General features: G+C 76.2%; 24 protein-coding genes and 1 riboswitch. Of the genes, 14 read left to right on the top strand and 10 right to left on the bottom strand.

Annotated features, from left to right (window positions below):
• The first annotated feature begins 4 nt into the window (after positions 1-4).
• The 5 genes from AB2U05_RS23795 to AB2U05_RS23775 all read left to right on the top strand — a co-directional run bounded on the left by AB2U05_RS23795 (position 5) and on the right by AB2U05_RS23775 (position 6,708).
• Positions 5-1,201 carry a M48 family metalloprotease gene (locus AB2U05_RS23795; protein WP_369184214.1) on the top strand — a complete coding sequence of 399 codons (1,197 nt, stop codon included), beginning with the start codon at positions 5-7 and terminating at the stop codon, positions 1,199-1,201.
• Between the two features lie 1,365 nt (positions 1,202-2,566).
• On the top strand, positions 2,567-3,220 hold the full coding sequence (locus AB2U05_RS23790; RefSeq protein WP_369184213.1) for a class I SAM-dependent methyltransferase: 654 nt from the start codon (positions 2,567-2,569) through the stop codon (positions 3,218-3,220).
• Between the two features lie 179 nt (positions 3,221-3,399).
• Entirely contained in the window at positions 3,400-4,611 is a 1,212-nt protein-coding gene (locus tag AB2U05_RS23785; RefSeq protein WP_369184212.1) for a hypothetical protein, read from the top strand.
• A gap of 7 nt (positions 4,612-4,618) precedes the next feature.
• On the top strand, positions 4,619-5,596 hold the full coding sequence (locus tag AB2U05_RS23780; RefSeq protein ID WP_369184211.1) for an N-acetylmuramoyl-L-alanine amidase: 978 nt from the start codon (positions 4,619-4,621) through the stop codon (positions 5,594-5,596).
• Positions 5,597-5,793: 197 nt separating this feature from the next.
• Positions 5,794-6,708 carry a hypothetical protein gene (locus AB2U05_RS23775; protein WP_045703487.1) on the top strand — a complete coding sequence of 305 codons (915 nt, stop codon included), beginning with the start codon at positions 5,794-5,796 and terminating at the stop codon, positions 6,706-6,708.
• Between the two features lie 90 nt (positions 6,709-6,798).
• Here AB2U05_RS23775 and AB2U05_RS23770 read toward each other — a convergent pair whose 3' ends face one another.
• The 3 genes from AB2U05_RS23770 to AB2U05_RS23760 all read right to left on the bottom strand — a co-directional run bounded on the left by AB2U05_RS23770 (position 6,799) and on the right by AB2U05_RS23760 (position 10,091).
• Positions 6,799-7,860: a prenyltransferase gene (locus AB2U05_RS23770; RefSeq protein ID WP_369184210.1), complete on the bottom strand. Its 1,062-nt coding sequence runs from the start codon at positions 7,858-7,860 to the stop codon at positions 6,799-6,801.
• On the bottom strand, positions 7,857-8,597 hold the full coding sequence (locus tag AB2U05_RS23765; protein WP_369184209.1) for a class I SAM-dependent methyltransferase: 741 nt from the start codon (positions 8,595-8,597) through the stop codon (positions 7,857-7,859). The genes AB2U05_RS23770 and AB2U05_RS23765 overlap by 4 nt, the downstream gene beginning before the upstream one ends.
• 183 nt (positions 8,598-8,780) lie before the next feature.
• Positions 8,781-10,091 carry a glycosyltransferase family 4 protein gene (locus tag AB2U05_RS23760; protein WP_045703481.1) on the bottom strand — a complete coding sequence of 437 codons (1,311 nt, stop codon included), beginning with the start codon at positions 10,089-10,091 and terminating at the stop codon, positions 8,781-8,783.
• A gap of 264 nt (positions 10,092-10,355) precedes the next feature.
• Here AB2U05_RS23760 and AB2U05_RS23755 point away from each other — a divergent pair, with 264 nt between their 5' ends.
• The 6 genes from AB2U05_RS23755 (at position 10,356) to AB2U05_RS23730 (ending at position 17,134) form a co-directional block, all read left to right on the top strand.
• Positions 10,356-10,976, top strand: a complete 621-nt coding sequence (locus AB2U05_RS23755; RefSeq protein ID WP_045703479.1) for a TetR family transcriptional regulator — start codon at positions 10,356-10,358, stop codon at positions 10,974-10,976.
• Positions 10,977-11,101: 125 nt separating this feature from the next.
• Positions 11,102-11,188, top strand: a riboswitch (cobalamin riboswitch).
• A gap of 114 nt (positions 11,189-11,302) precedes the next feature.
• Positions 11,303-12,556 (top strand): prenyltransferase/squalene oxidase repeat-containing protein, encoded by a 1,254-nt coding sequence (locus tag AB2U05_RS23750; protein WP_369184208.1) that lies wholly within the window; start codon positions 11,303-11,305, stop codon positions 12,554-12,556.
• A 152-nt stretch (positions 12,557-12,708) separates the two neighbouring features.
• Entirely contained in the window at positions 12,709-13,401 is a 693-nt protein-coding gene (locus AB2U05_RS23745; RefSeq protein WP_369184207.1) for an SCO2322 family protein, read from the top strand.
• Between the two features lie 156 nt (positions 13,402-13,557).
• On the top strand, positions 13,558-14,664 hold the full coding sequence (locus AB2U05_RS23740; protein WP_369184206.1) for an energy-coupling factor transporter transmembrane protein EcfT: 1,107 nt from the start codon (positions 13,558-13,560) through the stop codon (positions 14,662-14,664).
• Positions 14,661-16,268, top strand: a complete 1,608-nt coding sequence (locus AB2U05_RS23735; protein WP_369184205.1) for an ABC transporter ATP-binding protein — start codon at positions 14,661-14,663, stop codon at positions 16,266-16,268. The genes AB2U05_RS23740 and AB2U05_RS23735 overlap by 4 nt, the downstream gene beginning before the upstream one ends.
• A complete protein-coding gene (locus tag AB2U05_RS23730) occupies positions 16,265-17,134 on the top strand; it encodes an ECF transporter S component (RefSeq protein WP_369184204.1) in 870 nt (289 codons plus the stop codon). The genes AB2U05_RS23735 and AB2U05_RS23730 overlap by 4 nt, the downstream gene beginning before the upstream one ends.
• A 145-nt stretch (positions 17,135-17,279) precedes the next feature.
• On the opposite strand, the gene AB2U05_RS23725 is transcribed toward AB2U05_RS23730, so the two are convergent.
• Together AB2U05_RS23725 and AB2U05_RS23720 are read right to left on the bottom strand one after the other, a co-directional pair.
• Complete coding sequence (locus AB2U05_RS23725; protein WP_369184203.1) at positions 17,280-17,726, bottom strand: hypothetical protein; 447 nt, start codon at positions 17,724-17,726, stop codon at positions 17,280-17,282.
• 2 nt (positions 17,727-17,728) lie between these two features.
• The gene (locus AB2U05_RS23720; RefSeq protein ID WP_369184202.1) at positions 17,729-19,105 is read right to left on the bottom strand and encodes an MFS transporter; all 1,377 of its coding nucleotides are present in this window, start codon (positions 19,103-19,105) and stop codon (positions 17,729-17,731) included.
• Positions 19,106-19,323: 218 nt separating this feature from the next.
• Between AB2U05_RS23720 and AB2U05_RS23715 the strand changes: the two genes are divergently transcribed.
• A complete protein-coding gene (locus AB2U05_RS23715; RefSeq protein ID WP_369184201.1) occupies positions 19,324-20,202 on the top strand; it encodes a LysR family transcriptional regulator in 879 nt (292 codons plus the stop codon).
• Between the two features lie 57 nt (positions 20,203-20,259).
• Here AB2U05_RS23715 and AB2U05_RS23710 read toward each other — a convergent pair whose 3' ends face one another.
• Both AB2U05_RS23710 and AB2U05_RS23705 read right to left on the bottom strand, forming a co-directional pair.
• Positions 20,260-20,586 carry an antibiotic biosynthesis monooxygenase gene (locus tag AB2U05_RS23710; RefSeq protein WP_030282314.1) on the bottom strand — a complete coding sequence of 109 codons (327 nt, stop codon included), beginning with the start codon at positions 20,584-20,586 and terminating at the stop codon, positions 20,260-20,262.
• A gap of 90 nt (positions 20,587-20,676) precedes the next feature.
• Positions 20,677-21,087, bottom strand: a complete 411-nt coding sequence (locus AB2U05_RS23705) for a cupin domain-containing protein (RefSeq protein ID WP_045703465.1) — start codon at positions 21,085-21,087, stop codon at positions 20,677-20,679.
• Positions 21,088-21,150: 63 nt separating this feature from the next.
• On the opposite strand from AB2U05_RS23705, the gene AB2U05_RS23700 reads away from it, so the two are divergent.
• Positions 21,151-21,627 carry a MarR family winged helix-turn-helix transcriptional regulator gene (locus AB2U05_RS23700; RefSeq protein WP_045708551.1) on the top strand — a complete coding sequence of 159 codons (477 nt, stop codon included), beginning with the start codon at positions 21,151-21,153 and terminating at the stop codon, positions 21,625-21,627.
• Positions 21,628-21,977: 350 nt separating this feature from the next.
• Positions 21,978-23,066, top strand: coding sequence for a peptidoglycan-binding protein (locus AB2U05_RS23695; RefSeq protein WP_369184200.1), 1,089 nt, complete (start codon positions 21,978-21,980; stop codon positions 23,064-23,066).
• Between the two features lie 63 nt (positions 23,067-23,129).
• Here the strand turns inward: AB2U05_RS23695 and AB2U05_RS23690 are convergent, their stop codons facing one another.
• The 3 genes from AB2U05_RS23690 to AB2U05_RS23680 all read right to left on the bottom strand — a co-directional run bounded on the left by AB2U05_RS23690 (position 23,130) and on the right by AB2U05_RS23680 (position 26,276).
• Positions 23,130-23,720: a TMEM165/GDT1 family protein gene (locus AB2U05_RS23690; protein ID WP_045705062.1), complete on the bottom strand. Its 591-nt coding sequence runs from the start codon at positions 23,718-23,720 to the stop codon at positions 23,130-23,132.
• Between the two features lie 202 nt (positions 23,721-23,922).
• Entirely contained in the window at positions 23,923-24,744 is an 822-nt protein-coding gene (locus AB2U05_RS23685) for an ABC transporter permease (RefSeq protein WP_078861084.1), read from the bottom strand.
• Positions 24,744-26,276, bottom strand: a complete 1,533-nt coding sequence (locus tag AB2U05_RS23680; protein WP_045708581.1) for a phospholipid carrier-dependent glycosyltransferase — start codon at positions 26,274-26,276, stop codon at positions 24,744-24,746. The genes AB2U05_RS23685 and AB2U05_RS23680 overlap by 1 nt, the downstream gene beginning before the upstream one ends.
• Positions 26,277-26,295 lie beyond the last annotated feature (19 nt).

Here is a 26,295-nt window from a genome sequence, read left to right as displayed (position 1 = left end):
CCTGGTGCCCGGCCTGCGACTGGAACCTCGCCCCGAGCTGGGAGACCGTCACCGCGAGCCGCCGCGAACGGGCCGCGATCGAGCGCACCGACCGGCTGTTCGCGGAACTCGCCGAGGGGCGGTCCGGCGCGACTGGCTGCTGGCTTCCTCGATCGCCGCCCTCGTCCACCTCAGCACCACCGCCCTGTTCTGCTGGGGCCTCTGGCTGCTCGTCACCGGGAACACCCTGCTGCGCTGCATCGGAGCCGCGGCGCTCGGAGCGGTCGTGCTGCTGCGGCCGCGCCTCGGCCGGCTGCCGCGCGACCGCGGCGTGCTCGCGCGCGCCCAGGCCCCGGCCCTGTACGGCCTCGCCGACCGGGTCGCCGCCGAGGTCGGCGCCGCGCCGGTCGACGTCATCCGGACCAGCGCGGCGTTCAACGCCTCCTTCGGCCTGGTGGGGCTACGCCGGCGGTCCGTCCTCACCCTCGGCCTGCCGCTCTGGGAGGTCCTGGACGAGCGGCAGCGGATCGCCCTGCTCGGCCACGAGTTCGGCCACCGCGTGAACGGCGACCACCGCCGCTCGCTGCTGCTCGGCAGCGCGCTCAGCACCCTCGCCACGTGGTACGAGCTGGCCCGCCCGAGCCGCTTCCGCCGCCCCGGCTCCCCGCTGTTCATCCTGATCGGCGAGGTGATCGCCCGCGCGCTGATGACCGGCGTCGCCTGGCTGCTGTACCGGGTGCTGCTGCTCCTCGACCGGCTCACCTCCCGGGCCGGCCAGCAGGCCGAGTACCGCGCGGACGCCCTCGCCGCCCGGACCGGCGGAACGGAGGCGGCCCGCGGCATGCTCGCGACGCTCCTCCTCGGCGACTCGGCGGGCATCGCCGTCGGCCGGTTCCGCGCGGAGGGCGGTCGCCGGCCCGTCCGGACCCGGGCGGCGAGGGCGTCCGCCGCGGCGCCGGCCCCGGACGTGCTCTGGGAGCGGCTGCGCGAGCACCTCGTCTCCGTCCCCGCGACCGAGCACGAGCGGCTGCGCCGCTGCAGCGCCTGGGCGCGCGCCGCCGTGGACGCCACCCACCCGCCGACCCACCTGCGGCTCGCGCTGGTCGAGGCCGCCCCGGCCCGGGAGGCCGCTGTGAACACCGACGCCGCCGAGGCCGCGGCGATCGCCGCCGAGCTCGCGCCGCACCGCGCCCGGATCGCCGCGGAACTGCTGAACGGCTGAGCCCGCGCCGCCGCCCGTGCCCGGCGGGGGTGAAGTGCGAGAAGGGACTCCCCCGGGCGGATCCGGTGGACCCCGAAGGTCGCGTTCGTCTCGCCGCCGCCCGTGCCCGGCGGGGGTGCGGCGCACCACGCCGGGGGCGTCCAACGGCAGGACGCGGCGATCCACGGCGGCGCGTCGTCGGCGCCGCCCGCCGAGTCGCCCCGGGCGAGCGCCCGGCCCGCGCGGACGGCCGCCGCCGCGAGCCGGTCCCGCAGGCTGGTCCCGCAGGCTGGTCCCGCGGGCCGGCGGCGAGGCCGCCCGGGGGTGCGAGCGGACCGCCGGCCGAGGCCCGGAGCAGGTCAGCCGCGGCATCGGTCATGCTCCACACGAGCACGCGCCCCCGCCCACAACCACTGCTCCCGTCCCCGGCGCAGGCCTTCCGGCCGCCCGGCCCCGGCGGACGGGCCCCGCCGCGAGCCGGTCCCGCAGGCTGGTCCCGCAGGCTGGTCCCGCGGGCCGGCGGCGAGGCCGCCCGGGGGTGCGAGCGGACCGCCGGCCGAGGCCCGGAGCAGGTCAGCCGCGGCATCGGTCATGCTCCACACGAGCACGCGCCCCCGCCCACAACCACTGCTCCCGTCCCCGGCGCAGGCCTTCCGGCCGCCCGGCCCCGGCGGACGGGCCCCGCCGCGCGCCGGTCCCGCAGGCTGGTCCCGCAGGCTGGTCCCGCGGGCCGGCGGCGAGGCCGCCCGGGGGTGCGAGCGGACCGCCGGCCGAGGCCCGGAGCAGGTCAGCCGCGGCATCGGTCATGCTCCACACGAGCACGCGCCCCCGCCCACAACCACTGCTCCCGTCCCCGGCGCAGGCCTTCCGGCCGCCCGGCCCCGGCGGACGGGCCCCGCCGCGCGCCGGTCCCGCAGGCTGGTCCCGCAGGCTGGTCCCGCGAGCCGGCGGCGAGGCCGCCCGGGGGTGCGAGCGGACCGCCGGCCGAGGCCCGGAGCAGGTCAGCCGCGGCATCGGTCATGCTCCACACGAGCACGCGCCCCCGCCCACAACCACTGCTCCCGTCCCCGGCGCAGGCCTTCCGGCCGCCCGGCCCCGGCGGACGGGCCCCGCCGCGCGCCGGTCCCGCAGGCTGGTCCCGCAGGCTGGTCCCGCGAGCCGGCGGCGAGGCCGCCCGGGGGTGCGAGCGGACCGCCGGCCGGGGCCCGGAGCAGGTCGGCCGCGGCACCGTTCATGCTCCACACGAGCGCGCGGCCCGCGCCCACAGCCACTGCTCCCGTCCCCGGCGCAGGCCTTCCGGGCGCCCGCCCCCGGCGGACGGCCGACGCTACCGTCGAGTAGGGTCCGAGCACGTCCGTCCGACCGTACGACCCCGAGGAGCACCGCATGTCCGACCTGCTGGAGAGCGCCCGCCCGGCGCCCGAGGTGCTGGCGGCGTTCGAGGCGGCCACCGGGTTCATGCCGGTGGACGAGGGCCTGGCGCTGTACGCGGCGGCGGTGACGGCGGCGCGCCGCACCGGGGCTCCGGTGCTGGAGATCGGCACCTACTGCGGCCGGTCGGCGATCCTGCTCGCGGCGGCGGCCCGGGAGGCCGGCACGGTCGCGCTGACGGTGGACCACCACCGCGGCTCGGAGGAGCAGCAGCCCGGCTGGGAGTACCACGACCCGACGCTGGTGGACCCGGAGGTGGGGCTGATGGACACCCTGCCGCGCTTCCGGCGCACGCTGTACGCGGCCGGGCTGGAGGAGCACGTGGTGGCGCTGGTCGGCCGCTCGCCGCGGATCGCCGCGCTGTGGGGCCGGCCGCTGGGCCTGGTGTTCATCGACGGCGGGCACACCGACGAGCACGCCACCGGCGACTACGAGGGCTGGGCGCCGCACCTGGCGCCGGAGGGCCTGCTGGTGGTGCACGACGTGTTCCCGGACCCGGCGGACGGCGGCCAGGCCCCGTACCGGGTGTACCTGCGGGCGCTCGCCGAGGGCTTCGAGGAGGTCTCGGTCACCGGTTCGCTGCGGGTCCTGCGTCGGGCCGCCGCCTGACTCGGCCCTGACCCCGGTCTGTTCCCGGCCTGTTCACGGCACCGCTCTCACCCGATCGGCCCCACGGCCCCGCGCCGATGCTCTAACGTCGTGCCGGGGCTGTCGGGCGGGGGCTCGAACGGTACGGTGTCCGCGCGGCACCAGGCAGAGCATCGGCGGACGGTGGGGGCTAGCGGCACATGACGGACCAGCACAACACCGCTCCGGCGGTCTGGGATCCGACCGCGCGCGGCGGTGCGGGCGGCTGGGTGCGCGGCCCGCAGCAGCCGGGCGGCGCCGAGCCCGCCCCCGACGCCGCCCCTCCCGCTGCTCTTGCCGCCACTCCTCCCGCCACGCCCCGGCCCGCTCCGCAGGCCGCGCCCGGCCCGGTCGCGCCGCCGCCCGCCGCGGGCGCGGTCGGCGACCAGGGCCCGCCGCTGGGCGCCCGCCCGTACCTGGCCACCGCGCCCGGCTACGACCCGCCGACCGCGGACTTCCCGCCGGCCGCGCCCGCCGCACCGCCCTTCCCGGCCCACGTGGACCCGCAAACGCCCCGGGCCGGGCAGGGCTACCCGCCGCCGCCCCCGGCCGGCCCGCCGCCCGGCTACGCCGCCCAGCCCGACCAGCCCACCGACCACCGGCCCGACTACCCGACCGGCTACCCGGAGCCCGACGACGAGGACCGCCCCGCCAACCGCCGCACCCCGCTGCTGATCGGCTTCGCCGTGCTGCTGGTGCTGGCGATCGGCGGCGGCCTGCTGCTGGCGTCCAACGGCGACGACTCCGACCGGAACGGCCAGGCCGCCCCCGCGCCCACGGCGGCCCCCGCGAGCGGCAACCCGCAGCCCGCGCCCGCCCCGACCGGGTCGGACGCCGCGCCGACCGGCGCCGCCACCACCCCCGCCGCGCCGACCGCGACGCCGACCCCGACCGCGACCACCGCCGGTCCGCAGGCCCAGACCCAGGCGCAGGCGCTGAACGACCTGCTCAGCAAGGGCGAGGACGCGAAGGCCCCGATCGGCAGCGCCCTCGCCAAGGTGATCAGCTGCCCGTCGAAGGCGGACATCGAGAACGCGGCGAAGGACTTCGACACCGGCGCCGCCCAGCGCCAGTCGCTGCTGACGGACCTCTCCCACCTGACCGTCACGGACCTGCCGGGCGGCGCCGACGCGGTGAACTCGCTGAAGTCCGCCTGGCAGTTGTCGGCCGACGCCGACAAGTCGTACGCGGCGTGGGCGCATGCCATCGCCCAGCAGGGCTGCTCGGACAAGGCGCCGACCACCGCGGACCGGACCCGCGCCGACTCGCTCAGCTCGCAGGCCAGCAAGGCGAAGACGGACTTCCTGAACAACAAGTGGAAGCCGATCGCGACCACCTACGGCTTCACCGTGCCGACCCAGGACAGGATCTGATCCGCCCGTGACCGGCCCGACCTCCCGCCAGCCCCGCCGCTCCGCCCTGCTGCGGCTCACCACCGTGGTGGCCGCGGTCGTTCCGCTCTGCACGGCGGGCTGGCTGGGCTGGCAGGCCCTGGACGACTCCGGCCAGGCCGACGCCACGGCCGGCGCCACGGCCGGGGCGACCGCCGTCGAGACCGCGCCGCTCTCCCCGCCCGCCGCTCCCCCGCCGGCCGGCAGCACCCCGAGCAGCCCGGCCGCCACCCCCACCACGACGCCGACCCAGACCCAGCCCCAGACCCAGGCGCCCACCCCCACCACCACCGCGCCCCTCGCCGGCCGCACCGTCGTGCTCGACCCCGGCCACAACCCCGGCAACTTCTCCCACCCCACCGAGATCAACCGCCAGGTCGACATCGGCAACGCCCGCAAGGAGTGCGACACCACCGGCACCGAGACCAACTCCGGCTACACGGAGGCCGAGTACACCCTGGACGTGACCCGCCGCGCCCGCGACCTGCTGGCCGCCCGCGGCGCCAAGGTGGTGCTGGTGCAGGACGGCGACCGCCCGTGGGGCCCGTGCATCGACGAGCGCGCCCGGGCCGGCGCCGACGCGCACGCCGACGTCGCGGTCTCGGTGCACGGCGACGGCGGTCCGGCGAGCGGCAGCGGCTTCCACGTGATCCTGCCGGCGAAGGTCGTCGCGGGTAAGGCGGACAACTCCGCGATCGTCGAACCCTCGCACCGGCTCGGCCTGCTGCTGCGCGAGCACTTCCGCGCCGCGACGGGCGAGCCCTACGCCGACTACACCGCGAACGACGGCCTGGACATCCGCTCGGACCTGGGCGGACTCAACCTCTCCGCGGTCCCCAAGGTGTTCATCGAGTGCGGTAACATGCGCAATTCGACGGACGCGAAGCGGATGACGGACCCTCAGTGGCGCCAGCAGGCGGCCGAGGGGATCGCCGACGCTCTGACGGCTTTTCTGACCACCCGGTAGGGCAAGTCGGGGCCCGCGCGGGGACGGGGCGCGGACGCTCCCGGCTCGCGCGGTTTGCAACGAATTCGCCCCGTTCCCGGTCCCGCCGTGCACCGGCAGGACGGTTGGGCCTAGGCTTCTGGTCCGTTCGGGGGTTTCGGCCGGTCAGCCCGACCGCACGAATCGCCGTCCACGACACGTCAACGAGGGGAACGTAAGTGAATCTGCGCGCTCTCACCAGGGGAGACGCCGCCGTCGCAGGCGGGGCCGTCCTGCTCTTCATCGCCTCCTTCCTGCCGTACCGCACCGTCGACTGCGGCGGTAGCCCGTACTGCCCCTCTTCGCTGAACGCGTGGAGCACCGAGCTGTTCCCCGTCCTCCCCTCGATCTACCTCCTCGGCATCCTCGCCGCGGTGCTGATCCTGGTGCAGCGCTTCCAGGGCCCGGCCGCCGCCACCCGTCAGGTGCTCGGCCTCCGGCTGGACCAGTGGGGCGTCGGGTTCGCCGTCGCCGCGCTCTGGACCTCGGTCTGGTCGCTGGGCGGCGGCCCGAACAGCAACGCCTTCGGCCACGGCTTCGGCGCCTGGCTCGGCTTCATCTCGCTGATCGTGCTGGCCGGTGCGGCCGCGGCCTCGCCGCTGGTGCCCGCGCTGAAGGCGCCGCTGACCACCGACCGTCCGGCCGCGCCGTTCCCGGGCGGCTACCCGGTGCCGGGCCAGCCCGGCCACCCGGGTGCGCCGGGCGCCCCCGGCCAGTACGGCTACCCGGCGCAGGGCCACGACCCGGCGTTCGGCGGCCAGCCCGCCGCCGGCGGCTACGGCTACCCCGGTGCCGGCCAGCCGGCGCAGCCCGGCCAGCCGCAGGACGCCGCCGCCCCGCAGCCGACCCCGGCGCCGGCCGTGCAGCAGCCGCAGCCGACCGCTCCGGCGGCGGACTTCCAGCCGTTCTGGTTCGCCGTCCCGGCCCCGCGCCCGCTGGCGCCGAAGGACAACCCGGCCGGTGCCCCGGTCGGCGAGCTCGTGCCCGGCACCTGGTACCTGGCGGTCGAGCAGCGCGGCGCCGCGCTGGTCGCCCAGCTGCAGGACGGCACCCAGGGCGTGCTGGCCGACACCACGGGCATCCAGCGCGGCTGACGCCGGCTGGGCCCGAGCAGGAACGACGAAGGGGCGGGACCGGAGAGATCCGGTCCCGCCCCTTCGTCGTCGTGTCTGCGGGCTCCGCGCTCAGCAGCAGTCCTGGACCACCAGCCCGGCGGGCAGCTGCTCCCCGCCGAAGACCGCGGCGGTCGCCGGGTCCCCGCCGAGCGCGGCCACCGCGAGCAGCAGCGCCCCGGCCGTCCAGGTGGTGCGCTCCTCCGGCCAGATCGCGTCGTCCTCGAAGACGTACCCGGTCCAGTACGAGCCGTCCTCGTGCCGCAGGTGCCGCTGGATCCAGCGCAGGATGTCCACGGCGCGGTCGGACTGCCCGATCGCCCACAGCGCGAGGGCGAGTTCGGCGCTCTCGCCGCCGGTCACCCAGGGGCGGTCGCTGACGCAGCGCACGCCGAGGCCGGGGACGACGAAGCGCTCCCAGTCGCGCTCGATCCGGGCCAGCGCCGCGTCGCCGCGCAGGCCGGTGCCGAGCACCGGGTAGTACCAGTCCATCGAGTAGCGGTCCTTGTCGAGGAACCGCTCGGGGTGGTGGGCGATCGCGTGCCGCAGCCGCCCGGCCGCCAACTCCCAGTCGGGCTGCGGCTCTTCCAGGTACTCGGCGATGGCCAGGCCGCAGCGCAGCGCGTGCAGGATGCTGGACGAACCGGTGAGCAGCGCCTCCTGGGTGGCGGCGCCGTCCTCGTCGACCCGCCAGGCGATCGGGCCGCCGGGCAGCCGCAGGCCGACGATGAAGTCCAGCGCCCGCCGGACGGCCGGCCAGACCCACTCCAGGAAGGCGTCGTCGCCGGTGCTGAGGTGGTGGTGCCAGATCCCGACCGCGATGTACGCGCAGAAGTTGCTCTCCTTGGCCCGGTCGGTGACCTCGCCGTCGGTGTACGCGGCGTACCAGGAGCCGTCCGGGTTCTGCGCGCCGACGAGCCAGCGGTAGGCGGCCTCGGCGGCGGCGTGCTCGCCGGCCGTGTCGAGGGCCATCGCGGCCTCGGTGTGGTCCCACGGGTCGAGGTGGTGGCCGGCGAACCACGGGATGGCGCCGTCCGGCCGCTGCTCGGCCAGGATGCTGCGGACGGTGTCGGCGGCCTGCTCGGCGTCCAGCACCCCGTCGAGCAGCAGCACCTCGGGGACGGCGGCGGTCATGCCGTCGCCTTCGGCTGCTGCGGCTTGGAGGCGTACGCGACGAAGCTCTTGCCGATGAGCGGGTTGAGCGCCTTCTCGGCGGCCTTGGTGAGGGTGCTGATCACCGGGGTGCCGACGATGTCCCAGACCAGCAGCTGGTGGTAGGCCTTGACCGGCAGCGCCTTGTCGTTGTCGACGCCCACCGCGCACTTGATCCACCAGTACGGCGAGTGCAGCGCGTGCGCGTGATGGGTGCCGTACGGCTCCAGGCCGGCGTCCTTGAGCTTGCCGAGCAGTTCGTCGCCCCGGTAGATCCGGATGTGGCCGCCCTCGACCTCGTGGTACTCGTCGGACAGCGCCCAGCAGATCTTCTCCGGCAGCCAGCGCGGCACGGTGACGGCGAGCAGCCCGCCCGGCTTGAGCACCCGGAACATCTCGGCGAGCACGCCCCGGTCATCGGGTATGTGCTCCATCACCTCGGAGATGATGATCTTGTCGAAGTAGCCGTCCTCGAACGGCAGCGCCAGCGCGTTGCCCTCCATGGCGACCGCCGAGGCGCCCTCGGGGGCCTCGCCGGCCTGCTCCATCGCGGCGAACCACTTCTTGACCTCGGCGATCTCCTCGGCGTTCTGGTCGAGGGCGACCACGTTGGCGCCGCGGCGGTAGCACTCGAACGCGTGCCGGCCCCCGCCGCAGCCCAGGTCGAGCACCCGGTCGCCGGGGGCGAGCGGGAAGCGCGAGAAATCGACGGTCAGCACTGCGGGGCTCCCATTCCTACTGCTACCAGGCGCTCCTGACGGTTCGTCAGGTCGTGCGCACGTTGCGGGACTCGAGCTCTCGGCCCGGCACCGGGGCCGGGCGGTCGGAGGACGGTACGAGGGTGTTCGGAGGACGGTACGAGGACGGTCGGAGGACGGTACGAGGGCGGTCCGAGCGGTCGCTCAGGCCACGTACCGCCAGCCGGGCCCCGAGCGGGCCCGGGCGCCGACGCCGGTGGCGATCGCGGCGCGGTACGCCTCGGCGGTCAGTTCGGCGGCCCGCTCCCAGGTGAACCGGGCCAGCACCCGCTCCCGGCCGGCCGCGCCGAGCCGGGCGCGCAGCTCCGGGTCGTCCAGCAGCCGGCCGAGGGCCGCCGCCAGCACGTCCGCCTCACCCGGCGGCACGGCCAGGCAGGTCTCGCCGTCCGGGCCGGCCACCTCGGGGATCGCGCCGCCGGTGGTGGCGACCAGCGGGGTGCCGGTGGCCATCGCCTCGGCGGCGGGCAGCGAGAAGCCCTCGTACAGGGAGGGGACGCAGGCCACCTCGGCCGAGCGGTACAGGTCGACCAGCTCGGCGTCGCTCAGGCCGGTGCGGAACTCGATGTGCTCCGCCAGCCCGAAGCGCCGCACCGCGTCGGCCACCGGCCCGTCGTCCTTCTGCGGCTTGCCGACGACGACCAGGTGCGCGTCCCGCTCGGTGCGCACCTTGGCCAGCGCCTCGACCAGGTACACCAGACCCTTGAGCGGGACGTCCGCGCTGGAGGTGGTGACGATCCGCCCCGGCACCCGGGCCACCGCGTCGGACGGGGACCAGAGCCGGGTGTCGGCGCCGATCGGCACCACCGAGATCGCGCCCGGCGCGGCGCCCAGGTGCTCGGCGATCTCCCGCTTCGAGGTGCCGGAGACGGTCAGCACGTGGTCCAGCCGGGCGGCGACCCGGCGCTGCATCCGGGTGAAGGCGTACCAGCGGCGCAGCGAGAGGCGCTTGACCCGGGTGGTGGCCGCGTCCAGCTCCAACCGCCGGTCCACGGTGATCGGGTGATGGATCGTGGTGACCAGCGGGAAGCCGTGCCGGGCCAGGCCCAGCAGGCCGTAGCCGAGGGTCTGGTTGTCGTGCACCACGTCGTAGCGGCCCTTGTGGGCGGCCAGGTACTGGCGGGCGCGCAGCGAGAAGGTCAGCGGCTCAGGGAAGCCGCCGGTGCGCATGGTGGCGAACTCCAGGGCGTCCACCGCGCCGCGGAACTCCGCGCGGGCGGGGGTGCGGAAGGGGTCGTCGGCGCGGTAGAGGTCCAGGCTGGGCAGTTCGACCAGGCGCACCGAGCCGGGGCCGTCCACCTCGTCCAGCACGGGGTACGGCTGGGCGCCGATCACGTCCACGTGGTGGCCGAGCCGGGCCAGCTCGCGGGAGAGGTGCCGTACGTACACGCCCTGACCGCCGCAGAAGGGGTCCCCGCGGTACGACAACAGGGCAATCCGCAGCGGCTGCGCGGTCATCCTGGGCCCTCATCTCTAGCTGCTGTCTGTGCTGCCGGTCGGTGCACCGGTCGCTAAAGTAGATCAGGTTTCAGTGGCTGTGGAACTCGTCATCGACCATGTGAACAATGAGAGACCTCGAAGATACCGGCCCGTAGCTTCCGCTCAGGAGCCAGGGCTGGTGATTCCCGCCACGCCGACCGCCTCGGCCGCGGGTCGACCTCGGTCGGCCCCGAGTCGACCTTTGTGGAGCACGCCGTCACCCACGCGCCCCCGGGAGCACCCTTGCCGTCGCCGACCTCGTCCGCGAGCCCCGTCCCGCCGTCGCCGGGCGAGCCGCCGCTGACCGCCAGCCAGGCCGAGCGCCGCCGGCGCATCCTGCGCTCCGCCACCGCGCTGGCCGCGCGCGGCGGGTACGAGGCGGTGCAGATGCGGGAGGTCGCGGAGGGCGCCCAGGTCGCCCTCGGCACGCTGTACCGCTACTTCCCGTCCAAGGTCCACCTGCTGGTCGCGGTCATGCTGGAGCAGCTGCAGGGCCTCCAGGAGCACATCCGGCGACACCCGCCCACCGACCCGGAACCGGCCCTGCGGGTCGCCGACGCGCTCACCCGGGCCTTCCACGCGCTGCAGCGCGAACCGCTGCTGGCCGAGGCGATGGTCCGCTCGATGTGCTTCGCCGACCGCTCGGTCGCGGCCGTCGTCGACCGCGTCGGCGCCGCCACCGGACAGCTCATCCTGGACGCCATCGGCCAGTCCGAGCCGCCCAGCGAGAGCCAGCGGGCCGCCGTCCGGGTCATCGAGCACACCTGGCACTCGGCGCTCGTCGCCTGGCTCTCCGGCCGCGCCTCGATCGCCGAGGTCCGGGCCGACCTGCACACCGCGGCACGGCTGCTGGACCTGCCGTGACGGCGGCGGCTCCCCGGGGCGGTTTCTGGAACCTGTTCCTGTCCGGGCCGGCGGCGCCGGCCGGGCCCGGCGGCTAGAGTCGACGGGCAGCACGTCCCGCACAACTTCATCCCGCTCCTCCCCCGGGGGAAGCCGGTGCCAATCCGGCGCTGACCCCGCAACCGTGAGCCCGGCCGCCACCCGATCGGGTGGCGGCCGGGCGAGCCGGACCTCCCGGGGAGGGGCGAGCGGCCCGCCCGGCGCCCCGCGCGCCCGGCACCCGTCGAGGACTACGGAACGGCCCCGCACCGGGGCCACCACCGCTCACCGAAAGGCACACCTCCACCATGCTGACCGCCGCCCGCCTGGGCGCCGCCGCCCTGTCCGCCGCCCTGCTGGCCGGCGCCGCCGCCGCACCGGCCCTCGCCGACAGCCCTGCCCCGGCCGCCTCCACCGCCCCGGTGCCCGAGGGCCTGTACGGCAAGGGCGACCCGCAGTACGACGGGGTGTGGCGGCAGTCGCTGGCCCTGACGGCGCTCGCGAACGCCAAGGTCACCCCGGCGGACACCGCCGTCGCCTGGCTCACCGGGCAGCAGTGCGAGGACGGCGGCTGGCCCTCCTACCGGGCCGCCGGCGCCCCCTGCCAGGCCAAGACCGAGGACAGCAACGCCACCGCCGTCGCCGTCCAGGCCCTGGTCGCCCTCGGCGGGCACCAGCCGGCCGTCGACAAGGGCGTCCAGTGGCTCAAGGACAACCAGAACGCGGACGGCAGCTGGTCCTACAACCCCGGCAGCCCCGGCGACGCCAACTCCACCGGGCTCGCCGTCAACGCCCTGTTCGCCGCCAAGGCCGACCCGGCGGGCGTCGCCAAGAACGGCAAGAACGCCTTCGACGGACTCGGGGCGTTCCAGCTCGGCTGCGCCGCCCCCGCCGACCAGCGCGGCGCCTTCGCCTACCAGCCCGACCCGGCCGGCGGCCCCCTCGCCCCGAACGCCCTCGCCACCGGCCAGGCCGCACTCGCCGCCGCCGGCGGCCACCTGCCCGTCGCCACCGGCGCCCGCACCGAGACCGCCCCCAAGCCGCTCGCCTGCACCGGGGCGGCCGGCGCCCCCGTCGCCCACGCCGAATCCGGCGAGGCCGCGGCCGCCTACCTCACCGCCCAGCTCACCGCCGGCGGCAACCACCTCACCCTCACCACCCCCGGCGCGGCCCCCGCCCCCGACAACAACGCCACCGCCTGGGCCGCCCTCTCCCTCATCCAGAGCGGCCACCCCCAGCAGGCCGCCGGCGCCGTCGACTGGCTCGCCGAGGAAGGCGGCACCTGGACCAAGAACGGCACCGACGCCGCCGCCACCGCCACCCTCCTGCTCGTCGACCAGGCCGCCCAGCGCGACACCGGCGCCCTCACCGCCCAGCTCACCGCCCTCGGCCCGGCCCCGCAGGCCGGCACCGCCACCGAGTCCCCGGCGGCGGCCGCGACGGCGGAGCCGAAGAAGAACGACGGCATCGGGCAGTACTGGCTGATCATCGTCGGCCTCCTCATCGGCGTCGGCGGCGGCCTGCTGCTCAGCCTCCAGCGCAAGCGCGGCCAGCGGCTTTGATCCCGCTCCCCGGAACCGCCGGCCGGGGCAAGGCCGGCCCCGGCGGTCCCGCCCGTGCAGGCGGGACCGCCGGGGCGGCCCGGCGCGGGCGCGCCGGGTGGTCGCTTCGGGCGCCGGGGCGAGGACGCCCGGGGGGCGCTCCGGGTGTCCGCGTGCGCCGGTGGGCGCGCGGGCTCGTGGCGGTGCTCGTCCCGCTGCTCCTGCTCGTCGCCGCCGCGCCCGCCGAGGCGGCCGGGTACCGGTACTGGTCGTTCTGGCGCGGCAGCGGGACGGACGGCGGCTGGGCGTACCAGCAGGCCGGGCCCGCGATCGCCGTACCGCCGGACGGCACCGTGGACGGCTGGCGGTTCGCCGTGAGTCCGGACGGCGGGCGGCAGGCCACGAAGCCCCGGGCCGAGGCCCGCTTCGACGTGATCTGCGCCGCGACGCCCCCGCAGGAGGGCCGCAAGCGGGTCGCCGTCGTGCTGGACTTCGGCACCGCCGAGGACGCCGGGTCGTCCGCCGCCGCACCGCCCGGGCAGCGGACGGCGTGCGCGAGCGTCGCCCCGCGCGCGACCTCCGCCGAGGTGCTGGCCGTCGTCGCCCCGCCGCTGCGCTACGACTCCAACGGCCTGCTGTGCGCCATCGCCGGCTACCCGCAGGCAGGGTGCGGCGAACAGGTGGAGGCCGGAGCGGCCGCCCAGCCGAACGGAAGCCCCGAGCCCGCCGAGCACCGCAGCAACGCCGCCGGCAAGGCCGCCGGCAGCGGCGCCGGGCCCGATGTCGGCCTGGTCACCGGCGGCGCGCTGATCGCCGCCCTCGCCGCCGGCGCCGTCTGGCAGACGCGCCGCCGCCGCAACCCGTGAACCCCCGCCCCAGGACGCACCCGTGAGCCGTACGCCCCTCCCCTCCCCACCGCCCACCGGGCCCCGCCACCCGCACCCCGCCGCCGGGCAGCTGCGGACGGGCGCGGCAGCGCCCCGCACCGACGATGCCCCGCACCCCTCCCCCAGGACGCGCCCGTGAGCCGCACGCCCCCCGCCACCCGCCCGCCCGCCGGCCCCCGCCAACTGCATCCCGGCGCCTGGTGGTTGTGGGCGCTCGAGATGGGCGCGGCGGCGACCCGGACCACGAACCCGGCGATCCTCCTCCTGCTCGCCGCGACCGCCGGCTACGTGGTCGCGGCGAGGCGCGGCGACGCGCCGTGGTCGCGGTCGTACGGGGCGTTCCTGCGCCTGGGCCTGGTGGTCCTGGGCATCCGCCTGGTCTTCGCGGTCCTCCTCGGTTCGCCGATCCCGGGCACCCACGTCCTGTTCACGCTGCCCGAGGTGCCGCTCCCGGCCTGGGCGCAGGGGGTGCGGATCGGCGGCCGGGTGACCGTGGAGGGCCTGCTGTCCGCGCTGTACGACGGGCTGCGCCTGGCGGTGCTGCTGGTGTGCGTCGGCGCCGCGAACTCCCTCGCGAGCCCGGCCCGGCTGCTGCGTGCCCTGCCCGGGGCGCTGTACGAGGCGGGTGTGGCCGTGGTGGTGGCGATGACGTTCGCGCCGAACCTCGTCGCGGACGTCCGCCGGCTGCGCGCCGCCCGCCGGCTGCGCGGCCGTTCGGACCGGGGTGTCGCGGCGGTGCTGAGTGTCGGACTGCCCGTCCTGGAGGGCGCGTTGGAGCGTTCCGTCGCGCTGGCCGCGGCCATGGACACCCGTGGTTTCGGCCGTACCGCCGACGTCCCGCGCCGGATCGCGGCGGCCACCGCGGGGCTGACGCTGGCCGGGCTGCTCGGCGTCTGCCTGGCCGCGTACGGGCTGTTGAGCGCGGGTGGGGCGGGCTGGGCCCCGCCGGTCCTGCTGCTCGGCCTGGCCGCCGCCTTCGCCGGGCTGCTGCTCGGCAACCGACGCTCCGTCAGATCCCGCTACCGGCCCGACCCTTGGGCCGTACCAGAGTGGCTGACGGCCGCCTCCGGCGCCGCCGTGGCGGCGCTCACCGTCGTGCTGGCCGGCCGCGATCCGGCGGCCTTCGCCCCGACCGTCGTCCCGCCGACCGTCCCCGTGCTGCCGCTGGGCGCCGTCCTGGTCGTACTCCTCGGCCTGGTGCCGGCGTTCGCCGCCCCGACCCCGCCCCGGAGGGCATCGTGATCACCTTCGAGCAGGTCTCCGTCCAGTACGCGGACGCCCCGGCGCCCGCGCTCAGCGGCCTCGACCTGACCGTTCCGGAGGGCGAACTCTGCCTGCTGGTGGGGCCGTCCGGGTCGGGCAAGTCCACCCTGCTGGGGACGGTCAGCGGCCTGGTGCCGCACTTCACGGGCGGTGTGCTGCGCGGCCGGGTCACGGTGGCCGGGCGGGACACCCGCGAGCACCGGCCGCGCGAGCTCGCGGACGTGGTCGGCACGGTGGGGCAGGATCCGGTGGCGCACTTCGTCACCGACACGGTGGAGGACGAACTCGCCTACGGCATGGAGTCCCTGGGCCTGCCCGGCGACGTGATGCGCCGCCGGGTCGAGGAGACGCTCGACCTGCTCGGCCTCGCCGACCTGCGCGACCGCGCCCTCACCTCGCTCTCCGGCGGCCAGCAGCAGCGCGTCGCGATCGGCTCGGTGCTGACCGTGCACCCGCGCGTCCTGGTCCTGGACGAGCCGACGTCGGCGCTCGACCCGGGCGCGGCCGAGGAAGTGCTGGCGGTGCTGCAGCGGCTGGTGCACGACCTCGGCACCACCGTGCTGATGGCCGAGCACCGGCTGGAGCGGGTGGTGCAGTACGCCGACCAGGTGCTGCTGCTGGCGCCGGGCGAGGAACCGGTGCTGGGCGAGCCGGCCGAGGTGATGGCGCACTCGCCGGTGCACCCGCCGGTGGTGGGCCTGGGCCGGCTCGCGGGCTGGCGCCCGCTGCCGCTGTCCGTCCGGGACGCCCGGCGCAAGGCCGCGCCGCTGCGGGAGCGGCTGGACGGCCGCGCGCCGGCCGGGACCCCGGCCACGGCACAGACCGCGACGCCGACCGCCACCGCCGACCGCCTCGCCGTCCGGCGCGGCCCGGTGCCCGCCCTGCGCGGGGTGGACCTGGCGCTGCGCCCGTACGAGATCACCGCCCTGATGGGCCGCAACGGCGCCGGCAAGTCCACCCTGCTGGGCAGCCTGGTCGGGCTGCACGCCCCGGCCTCCGGCAGCGTCCGGGTGGGCGGCCGCACCCCGCACCGCACCCGCCCGGCCGAGCTGATCCGCGAGGTGGGCCTCGTCCCGCAGGATCCGCGCGACCTGCTGTACGGCGAGAGCGTCGCCGCCGAGTGCGCGGCCGCCGACGCGGACGCGGGCGCCGCGCCCGGCACCTGCCGCGCCCTGGTCGAGCGCCTGCTGCCGGGCATCGCCGACACCGCCCACCCGCGCGACCTCTCCGAGGGCCAGCGGCTCACCCTGGCGCTCGCGGTGGTGCTCACCGCCCGGCCGCCGCTGCTGCTCCTCGACGAGCCGACCCGCGGCCTGGACTACGCCGCGAAGGCCCGGCTGGTCGGCATCCTGCGCGACCTCGCCGCCGAGGGCCACGCCGTCCTGCTGGCGACGCACGACGTCGAGCTGGCGGCCGAACTCGCCCACCGCACGGTGATCCTGGCCGAGGGCGAGATCGTCGCGGACGGGCCGACCGCCGAGGTCGTGGTCTCCTCGCCCGCGTTCGCCCCGCAGGTGGCGAAGGTGCTGGCGCCGGGGCCGTGGCTCACGGTCGGGCAGGTCGCGGAGGCGCTGCGCGCATGAGCGACCGACCCACCCTCAACCGCCCCGTCCCGCCCAACCGTCCCGTCCCGCTCGGCCGCCGGTCCGTCGCCTCGCTGGCCCTGGTCTCCCTGGTCGGCGTCGCCGCGTTCGGCTGGCCGCTGCTCGCCGCCACCGACTCGGCCCTGGTCGGCCACTCCGCCGACGCCCCCTGGCTGTTCGCGCTGCTGCTCCCGCTGCTCCTCGCGGTCGTCGTCGCCCAGATCTCCGAGGGCCGTACGGCGGGCGGCGGCGCGCCGGGCCTGGACGCCAAGTCGGTAGCGCTGCTGGGGGTGTTGGCGGCCGCGGGCGCGGCCCTGCGCCCGCTCGGCGCGGGGACGGCGGGCCTGGAGCCGATGTTCTTCCTGATGGTGCTCTCCGGGCGGGTGCTCGGGCCGGGCTTCGGCTTCGTCCTGGGGTCGCTGTCGATGTTCGCCTCCGCCCTGCTGACCGGCGGGGTGGGGCCGTGGCTGCCGTTCCAGATGCTCGCCATGGGCTGGGTCTGCCTCGGCGCGGGCCTGCTGCCCGGCGCCGCCACGCTGCGCGGCCGCCGCGAACTCGCCCTGCTGGCGGGCTACGGCGCCCTCGCGGCCGTCCTCTACGGCACGATCATGAACCTCCAGGGCTGGCCGTACATCGGCGGGCTGGCCGGCTCGATCTCCTTCGTGCCGGGCGATCCGCTGCCCGCCAACCTGGTCCGCTTCGCCGCCTACTGCCTGACCACGTCGCTGGGTTGGGACCTGCCCCGGGCCGCCCTCACCGTGGTGCTCTGCCTCACCCTCGGCACCCCCGTCCTGCGCGCCCTGCGCCGCGCCACCCGCCGCGCCGCCTTCGACGCCCCGGTCGACTTCCACCCACCGGGCGGCTGAGCCCCCACCCGGCCGCCCACGGGGCACCCGGCATCGCCATGTTCACCGTAAGGCCGTAACGAGGCGTCAAACTCCCACCGCTGTCACTCGTTCAGGCGGCGCACGCGCACTCGGCCCGGCGCGCGCTCAGACCACGCGCCGCCGGTCACCAGTCCAGCGCGGACCGGGACAGCGCGGCCAGGGCCAGCGAGGCGGGCAGTTCGACGAGCAGGGCCATCGCCAGCGCGAGGTACCAGGCGCCGCCGCCCTCGGCGGTCATCACGTCGAACCAGGCGTCGAGGAACAGCAGCGTCGCGGAGGCGGCGGCGGCCAGCGCCGCGAGGCGTGACCGGCGGGCCAGCAGCAGGCCGGTGGCGATCAGGCCGGTGACCTGGAGGACGTCCAGCCCGATCCACACGACGGACCAGTTCCGGACCTCGGCCTGCCCGCGGGTCGTCGACCCGAGCACCAGGATCCAGCCGAACAGCAGCGCGGCGACCGCCACCAGCGCCCCGGCCGTACCCCGGCGGAAGCGGTCCGCCCCCGGTCCTTCCGCCCCCAGTCGGTCGAGCACTGCCTGCGGCCACCGGCCGCCCCCCATCGGTGTTCTCATGATCACGAATCTAGCGGCCGCCGGGCCCGCCGCACCGCGAGGGCCGCCGCCGCGCAGGCCGCCGCCGGGAGCAGCATCGCCCAGGCCAGCGACGCGCCGGCGGCGAAGGCGCCCATCACGGCCACCCCGAGCGTCGCGCCGACCTGCCGTACGGCGTTGAGCAGGCCGCCCGCCGCACCCGCGCCGCCCTCGGGGGCGGTGGTGACGACGGCGGTGACCAGCGCGGGCAGCGCGAAGGAGACGCCGAACCCGGCCGCCAGCAGGCCCACGGCGAGCAGCGGGTACGGCGTGCCGAGCAGCACGGCCACGGCGAACACCCCGCAGCCGGCGGCCAGCAGGGCGAGCCCGCCCAGCACCGGCTTCCACGGCCCGACCTTGGCGACGATCCGCCCGGTGAGCAGCGGGTTGAAGCCGGGCGGCAGGGTCATCGGCAGGAACGCCAGCCCGGCCGTGGCGGGCGACAGGTGGAGCTCCCGCCGGAGCAGCAGCGGCAGCACGAACAGCACGCCCAGCAGCGCGAAGTTCACCGCGGCGCCCGCCAGCAGCAGCGCGCCCATTCCGCGCGCCCGCAGCACCGCCGCCGGCAGGACGGGGGCCGGGCTGCGCCGCTCGCGCCGGACGAAGGCCGCGACCGCGACGGCCCCGCCGAGGCCCGACCAACCCGCGTGCGGCCAGGCGGAGTCGCCCAGCGCGATCAGCGCGTCCGTGCCCAGGGCGAGGGTGGCGCAGGCCGCCAGCTGGCCCCACCAGTCGATCCGCCGCTCGCCGCGCGGGCCGTGCACGGTCCGGCCGGCCACCAGGCCGAGCACCAGGGCCGCCAGCGGAACGTTCACCAGGAACACCGCGCGCCACCCCGCGAGGTCGACCAGCACCCCGCCGACCATCGGCCCGAACGCCATCGCACAGCCGCTGACGGCCGCCCAGACGGCCACCGCCCGGGCCCGCTCGGCGGCGACCGGGTACAGCCGGGTGATCAGCGCCATGCTCGCCGGGACGCAGGCCGCCGCCGCGGCGCCGAGGACGGCGCGCAGCGCGACCAGCGTCCAGATGTCCGGTGCGAAGGCGCTGAGCAGCGAGCCCGCGCCGAACGCGGCGATGCCGAGGCGGAAGGCCCGGTGGGCGCCGTGGCGGTCGGCGACGGCGCCGGCGGACAGCAGCAGCGCGCCGAAGGCGACGCTGTAGCCGGTGACGGCCCACTGCAGTCCGGCGGTCGAACTGCCCAGCGAGGACGCCAGGTCGGGCTCGGCGACGGCGAGGACGGTGGTGTCGAGCAGCACCATGAAGTAGCCGAGCGAGATGCCCAGCAGCGCGCGGGTGCGGGAGCGCGCACGGTGGGCCGCCGCCGGCGTCGCGGCGGCGAGGAGGGCAGGAGAGGTCATCGGTGGGTCTCCGGGGTCGGGAGTCGAGGGTCGAGGGGGGATCGGGCACCCACTCTGCGCGGGCGGCACCCCGCCCCTCCACCGCCGGATCCTGATGCACCGTTCGGAATTTCCGAACGCACCCGTACGCTGTCCCGCAGCACCGGGGCCCCAGCCGTGCGGGCAGAACCACCACCGTTCGGGCAGGACCGCAAGCGTTCGGGAAGTCGGAGGGACCAGTGGAACTACGTCAGTTGCGCGTCTTCGAGGCCGTCGTCGCCCACCGCACCGTCACCGCCGCGGCGGTGGCGCTCGGCCTCGCCCCCTCCTCCGTGTCCGAGCAGGTCCGCACCCTCGAACGCAGCCTGGGCGTCGAGCTGTTCGACCGGGCCCCGCGCGGGATGACCCTCACCCCGGCCGGCGAGCGGCTGCTGCCCTGGTCCCGCAAGCTGCTCGACCAGGCCGACCAGGCCCGCCGCGAGGTGGTCGCCGACCGGCCCCGGCTGCGCCTCGGCGCCCTGGAGACCATCGCGGCCACCCACGTCCCCGCCGTGCTGGCCCGCCTCGCCGAGCGCCGGCCCGACCTGGACGTCTCCCTGCACACCGACACCGCCCGGGACGCCCTGCTCGGCGGCGTCGCCGCCGGGGCCCTGGAGGCCGCGCTGATCCTGGACACCGCCGGCCCGCTCGGCGAACTCGGCTTCTACCTCCCGCCCGCCCCGCTCGACCACGTCGACCTCAGGGACGTCCCGCTCGCCCTGGTCGCCGCCCCCGCCCACCCGCTGGCCCGCGCGACCGCACTCACCCGCGAAGCCCTCAGCGGCCACCGCCTCCTGGTCAACGCCCCCGCCTGCTCCTTCCGGCTGGCCGGCGAACGCCTCCTCGGCCACGACGTGGAACGCGTCCGCACCGGCGGCGTGGCCGTCACCCGCGCCTGCGCCGAACAGGGCCTCGGCATCGCCCTGCTCCCCCACTTCGCCGTCCACGACCAGCTCGCCTCCGGCGCCCTGGTCCGCCTCCCCCTCGACCCCCCGCCCCTCCACCTCCGCCTGGTCTGGCGCGCCGACCGCGAAACCGTCCCCGGCCTGCGCGAAGTCCTCTACGCCGCCGCGGCCTGAACAGCACGGCGCGCCCCGGATCCCCCGAACCGGAGCGCGCCGCCCGTCCTCCCCGCGTCAGGCCTTCGGGCCCGCCGACTGGACGACCTCGAAGGACCACAGGGTGGACCCGCTCGCCGCCGGCCGCTTCGGCGCCTCGCCACCCTCGCCGCCGCCCTGGTGCGCGGCCTTCATCGGCCCCTCCATCCAGGCCTTGAAGTCCTCCTCGCTGCGCCACCGGGTGTACACCAGGTACTGGTCCGTGCCCTCGACCGGGCGGAGCAGCTCGAACCACTCGAAGCCGTCCGAGTTCTCCACCGCACCGGCCCGGGAGGCGAAGCGCTGCTCCAGCACCTCGCGCTGCTCGGCGGGGACGGTCAGGACGTTGATCTTGACGACGGACATGCCGCACCTCTCCTGTTCCGCCGGGGCCGCCTGGTGCGGCCGCCGGGAGGGACGTTCCCGAGCAGTCTGCTACACCTCACGCGGCGGCCGTCAGGCGATCCACGCGGGGAGGACGCGCTCGTCGTCGCGCGGGGCGGCGGCGCAGGCGCCGGGCGGGGTGACGGCGTCGGGGTTGTAGGCGCGGGAGGGGGACGGGGCGGCGACGACGGCGGTGAAGGCCTCGACGGAGGTGATCCGGCGGGCGACGCCGGCGGGGAGGACGAGGGTGTCGCCGGCGGTGACGGTGTGGGTGTCGTCGCCCAGCAGGACGGTGGCGGAGCCGGTCAGGAAGGTCCAGATCTGTTCGGCGTCCATGGCGTGCAGCGGGCCCTGCCGGTCGGCCGCCATCTCGACCCGCCACAGGGCGAGGGAGGTGGCGCCCTGGGTGGGCGAGGCGTAGGTGGTCATGACGGCGTTCGGCGTCTCGGTGCGGCGGGCGTCGGCGTGACGGATGACGGGCATGGTGGAGGAACCCCCTAAGATGGTCAATGAAGTTGTCCATATAGTCAACGAGGTTGTCCATCCGTGTCAACAGACCCGACCCCGCCCGGCTTCGAACTGCCGCTGCGGCTCCTGCTCGCCTTTCGGACGATCATCGACGAGCTGCACGAACGCATCGCCCGCGAAGGCCACCCCGACCTGCGCCCGATGCACGGCTTCGTCTTCCAGGCGATCGGCCCGCACGGCACCACCGCCGTCGAACTCGGCCGCCGGCTCGGCGTCTCCAAGCAGGCCGCGGGCAAGACCATCGAGGGCCTGGAACAGCTCGGCTACGTCGAGCGCGTCAGCGACCCGGCCGACGCCCGGCGCAAGGTGGTCCGGCTCACCGACCGGGGCGTGGACTGCCTCGCCCGCTCGGCGCGGATCTTCGACGAGCTGCGCGCCGAGTGGTCGGCGACCCTCGGCGAGGAGCAGCTGCGCCGACTGGAGGACGGCCTGCGGCAGCTCGCCCCCGGGGACCCGTTCCGGCTCGACACCCCGCGCTGGTTCGGCACGCCGTGACCGTCGTCACCGGCCGCCCCAAACCCAACTTCCCCTTCGTTGCACGAACTTGACAGGGCGGAGGGCGTTCCTTGCCGCTCGACGGGCGCGTGGACCGTCATGGGCGGGTGGCCGATCCTGCGGCCACGAACCCACGAGAGGAGCACCACCCCCCGGTGCGCACCCTGGCGAGCCACGCGTTTCCCGGACGTTCACCCGGGCCCAACCACCACCAACCGGCACAACCACCCCATCGGACCCGAACGTCCCTGTCCCCCTTCCGGAGCGTCCTGCATAATCAGCGGCGATCGTGCGCCGGGAACCGCCCGGGGCGCCGTGGAAGCCACCCGAGATCCGAGGAGGACCGGCCGATGCCGGACCAGCACTGCCCGACGTGCGGCGCCGCACGAGCCACCGGGTGCGGCTGCCTCCCGGACCCGAGCCTCACCGAGACGGCCGTCCTGCCGCACCTCGAGGGCCCGCCGCTGGTGCGCCCGTACGTGTCGCAGACGCCCGGGCAGGTCGTCGAGGAGTACCCGGCCGAGTACCGGGCGGGCGGGCCGACCACCGGACCGGCCACGGGACCGACCGCCGCACCGGCCGCCGACCCGTTCGCGACCACGGTGCTGCCGCCCCTGCCGCCGACCGCCCCGCCGCTCCAGCCCGGCCAGCCCGGCCAGTCGAACCAGCACCCGGGCCCGGACGGCTACGCCACCACCCTGCTCCCCCCGGTGCCCGCCCCCGAGCCGCCCCCCGGGGAGGAGCTCGGCTTCTTCCCCTTCGGCAACGCCCCGTACGAGCCCGAGCCCGGCACCGAGCCGGACGCCCCCGGCGGCCGGGCCGCGAGACGGGCCGCCGAACAGGCCGACCGAAGCCCGCTCGCCCGGCACAAGGGGCTGCTCGCCGGGGTCGGCGCCCTCCTGGTGGCGCTCACCATCGGCGTCGCCTACGCGGTGACGCCCTCCTCCGACCCGGACCACCGCCAGGCGCAGCCGCTGCCGACCACCACCCTGGCCCCCTCCCCGGTCGACCCGCCCACGACGGCCGCGCCCACCCCGAGCGCGCAGCCCACCACCGAGGCGCCGAGCCCGACCGCCACGCCGACCCGCAAGCCGAGCCCGACCAGGACGGCGACCCCGACGCCGACCCACACGCCGACGCCCACCCCGACACCCACCCCCACGCCGACACCGACGCCCACCCCGACGCCCACCCCGACGCCGCCGCCGACCCCGCGCCTGCTCCAGCTCGGCATGACCGGCCCGGACGTCAAGGCCATGCAGCAGAGCCTGTACGTGGCCGAGTGCGGTTTCGTCGACCAGTCGATCGTCTCCGGCACCTTCGACGACTGGACCAGGACGGTGCTGCGCAGCTACCAGCGCGACAACCACATCCGGGGCGAGGACGGCGTGTACGGCCCCAAGACCCAGGCCGTCCTCTCCGCCGACCCGGGCTGCTGACCGGCCCCGGACACGACAGCGGCGCCCGCCGACCGGCAGGCGCCGCCGAGCAGCCGAAGAACCTCAGCCCGTGATCGCCCCGACGATGCTGACGCCCGCGAGCACGATCATGATCGCCGCCGCGACCCGGACGATCCACTTCATCGGCACGACCTTGAGCAGCTTCTGCCCGCCCACGATCGCGATCCCGCCGACCGCGCACAGCCCCAGCCAGGAGCCGAGGCCGACGGCCAGCAGGTCGGTGTACTTGGCGGCCAGGTTGGCGGTCATGATCTGGGTCAGGTCGCCGAACTCGGCGATCGCGACGACCACGAAGCTGGCCCCGGAAACCTTCCAGAAGCTGTTCGAGGACGGCTCCTTGGCGGCGTGCCCGTCCTCGTCGTCCCCGCCGCCGTGGAACAGCAGCATCGCCGCGCCGATCAGGAAGAGTGCGCCGGTGACGCCGGAGACCCAGCGGTGCGGCAGCATCGACAGCAGGTGGCCGGCGGCGAGCGCGATGACCACCTGGACCAGGAACGCGGCGGCGACGCCCGCGAAGACGTAGCTCGCCCGGTACTTGGTGCCGAGCACCAGGCTGGCCAGCGCGGTCTTGTCCGGCAGTTCGGCCAGGAAGATGACGCCGAAGGTCAGGGCGGCGATGGACAGACTCATCAGTTGGGATCCTCGGTCGGGCTGCCAGGCCGTCGCACTTCCCTCGGGGGACGCTTCGGCCCGACAGCACTGGAAATGGTCACAGCACTGCGGCCGAAGGTCTCGCCGGCACCCACCGTACGGGTGGTGCCCCGGGCGCCGGGCCCCTGGGGGCCAGTATGTCGACGGTCCGGTGGAGGGCTACTCCCCTTCAACGCGCTCCAGCCTACCCGACCCCGCCGACCGACCCGGCCGTCACCAGCCCCCGCCCGACCAGCTCCAGCACCACCACGATCGCCACCGCCTCCACCGCCAGCAGCGCGACCAGCACGAACAGCTGCACCGCCCCCGCCTGGGAGGGCGAGGCCCCGCCGAGCAGCATGCCGACGAAGGCGCCGGGCAGGGTGACCAGGCCGACCGTGCGGGTCTGGTCCAGCGCCGGGACGAGCGAGGTCGCGGCCGCCGTGCGGCAGATCTCCAGCCGCGCGTCCCGTTCCTCGAAGCCGAGCGCCAGCGCCGCCTCCACCTCGCCGCGCCGCTGCCGCAGCTCGTCCAGGGCGCGCCGCCCGGCCAGCGAGGTCGCGGTGAGCGCGCCGCCGATCATGATCCCGGCGACCGGGATGACGGACAGGCCCTTCGGCGGCAGCAGGCCGACGCCCAGCAGCAGGGCGAGCACCGGCAGCACCCCGGCGCCGATCGGGGCGGCCGCCCAGGCCCAGCCGGGGCCGGGGGTCATCCGCCGCCCGGCGGTGCGCACCGCGACGGTGAACATCAGCAGCACGAACAGCGCCGACCACCACAGCGAGCCGACCACCCAGGTGATCACCGCCGCGACGCCGGCCAGCTGCACCACCGCCCGCAGACCGGCCCGCAGCACCGCGTGCCCGTGGCCGAGCAGGCCCCACCCGGCGACCGCCACGGCGGCCAGCAGCAGCACCGCCGCCACCGCCCAGAGCGCCGGGGTGACCGGCAGCAGCTGGCCGCCCGAGGCCGCCGACCGCACCGGACCCTGCGCCACCGAAGCCAGCGCCACCGGAACCAGCGGCATCAGATCCAGCTGGTGAACCACATCCGGTCCTGCCAGGCCGACATCGGGATCACCTCCGCCGAGTACAGCGGGTAGAAGAAGGCGAAGCAGCCGACGATCGCGACCACGATCAGCCCGGCCCCGATCGCGCCGTAGCGGCGGCGCTCGACGCTGCAGCCGGGCGGGCCGAGGATGGCGCCGAGCATCTGGGCGACGGCCAGGCACAGGAACGGCACCAGCACGACCATGTAGAAGGAGAAGATCGTCCGCTCCTGGAAGCGGAACCAGGGCAGGTAGATCCCGGCGACCGCGGCCAGCACGGCGCCCGAGCGCCAGTCCCGGCGGAAGAACCAGCGCCATAGCAGGTAGGCCAGCGCGAAGCAGGCCGCCCACCACAGGAACGGGGTGCCCAGGCCCAGGATCTGCGCCGCGCAGCCGCCGGTGGCGGTGCAGCCGCGCTGACCGTTCGGCACCTGCTCCCAGTACATCGAGACGGGCCGGCCGTCGACCAGCCAGGCGAAGGGGTTGGACTGGTAGGTGTGCGGCTGGTTGAGGCCGGTGTTGAAGTCGAGCATCTGCGAGTGGTAGTGCCACAGGCTGCGCAGCGGCGCGGGCACCCAGCCCATCGGGACCTGCGGCAGCGACACGCCGAGGAAGCTGTCCGGGGAGAGGCCGGCCCGGCCGTCCGCCCAGTGCCGGTCGTAGCCGCTCGCGCCGTCCCCGCCGGCGCCGCTGGCCAGCCAGCCGCTCCAGGAGCCGACGTACACCACGAGGGCGGAGCCGACCACGGCGAGCAGGGCGGGCCCGGCGTCCCGGCGCAGCATCGAGCGCCAGGGGCGGCGGGCGCCGGCCCCGCGGCGGCCGGACTGGTCCCACAGCACGGTCAGGATGCCGAGCGCGGCGAGGATCGGGGCGCCGTTCCACTTGACGGCGCAGGCGGCGCCGAGGAACACGCCGGCGGCGATCCGCCAGGGGCGCAGCCCCAGCCGCGCCCGGTCGGCGTCGTCGGCCGCGGCGAGCCGGGCCCGGGCGTGGTCGCGGTCGACCAGCAGGCTGCCGAAGGCGGCGAGCACGAAGAACATCTGGATGCCGTCCAGCAGGCCGATCCGGCTCATCACGAGCTGGAGGCCGTCGACGGACATGAGCAGCGCGGCGGTGCAGCCGACCAGGGTGGATCCGAAGAGCCGGCGGCCGATCCGGGCCAGCATCAGCACGGAGAGGGTGCCGAGCAGGGCGGTGATGAACCGCCAGCCGAAGGGGTGCAGCCCGAACAGCTGCTCGCCGATCGACATCACCCATTTGCCGAGCGGCGGGTGCGCGACGAACTCGGGGGCGGCGTTCAGCGGGATGCTCTGCGGGACGGCCAGGATGTCCGTGTTGGCGTGGTCCGGCCAGGTGCCCTCGTAGCCCTGCTGGAGCAGCGACCAGGCGTCCTTGGGGTAGTACGTCTCGTCGAAGACGAAGGAGTTGGGGTAGCCGAGGTTCCAGAACCGCAGCAGGCCGGCGAAGAGTGCGACGCCGATCGGTCCGAGCCAGCCGGCGTGCCGGGCCATCCAGGGCGGCAGTCGGCGC

Source organism: Streptomyces sp. Y1, assembly GCF_041053115.1.
Taxonomy (GTDB): Bacteria; Actinomycetota; Actinomycetes; order Streptomycetales; family Streptomycetaceae; genus Kitasatospora; species Kitasatospora rubellomurina.
This window is presented reverse-complemented; position numbering and strand designations above follow the sequence as displayed.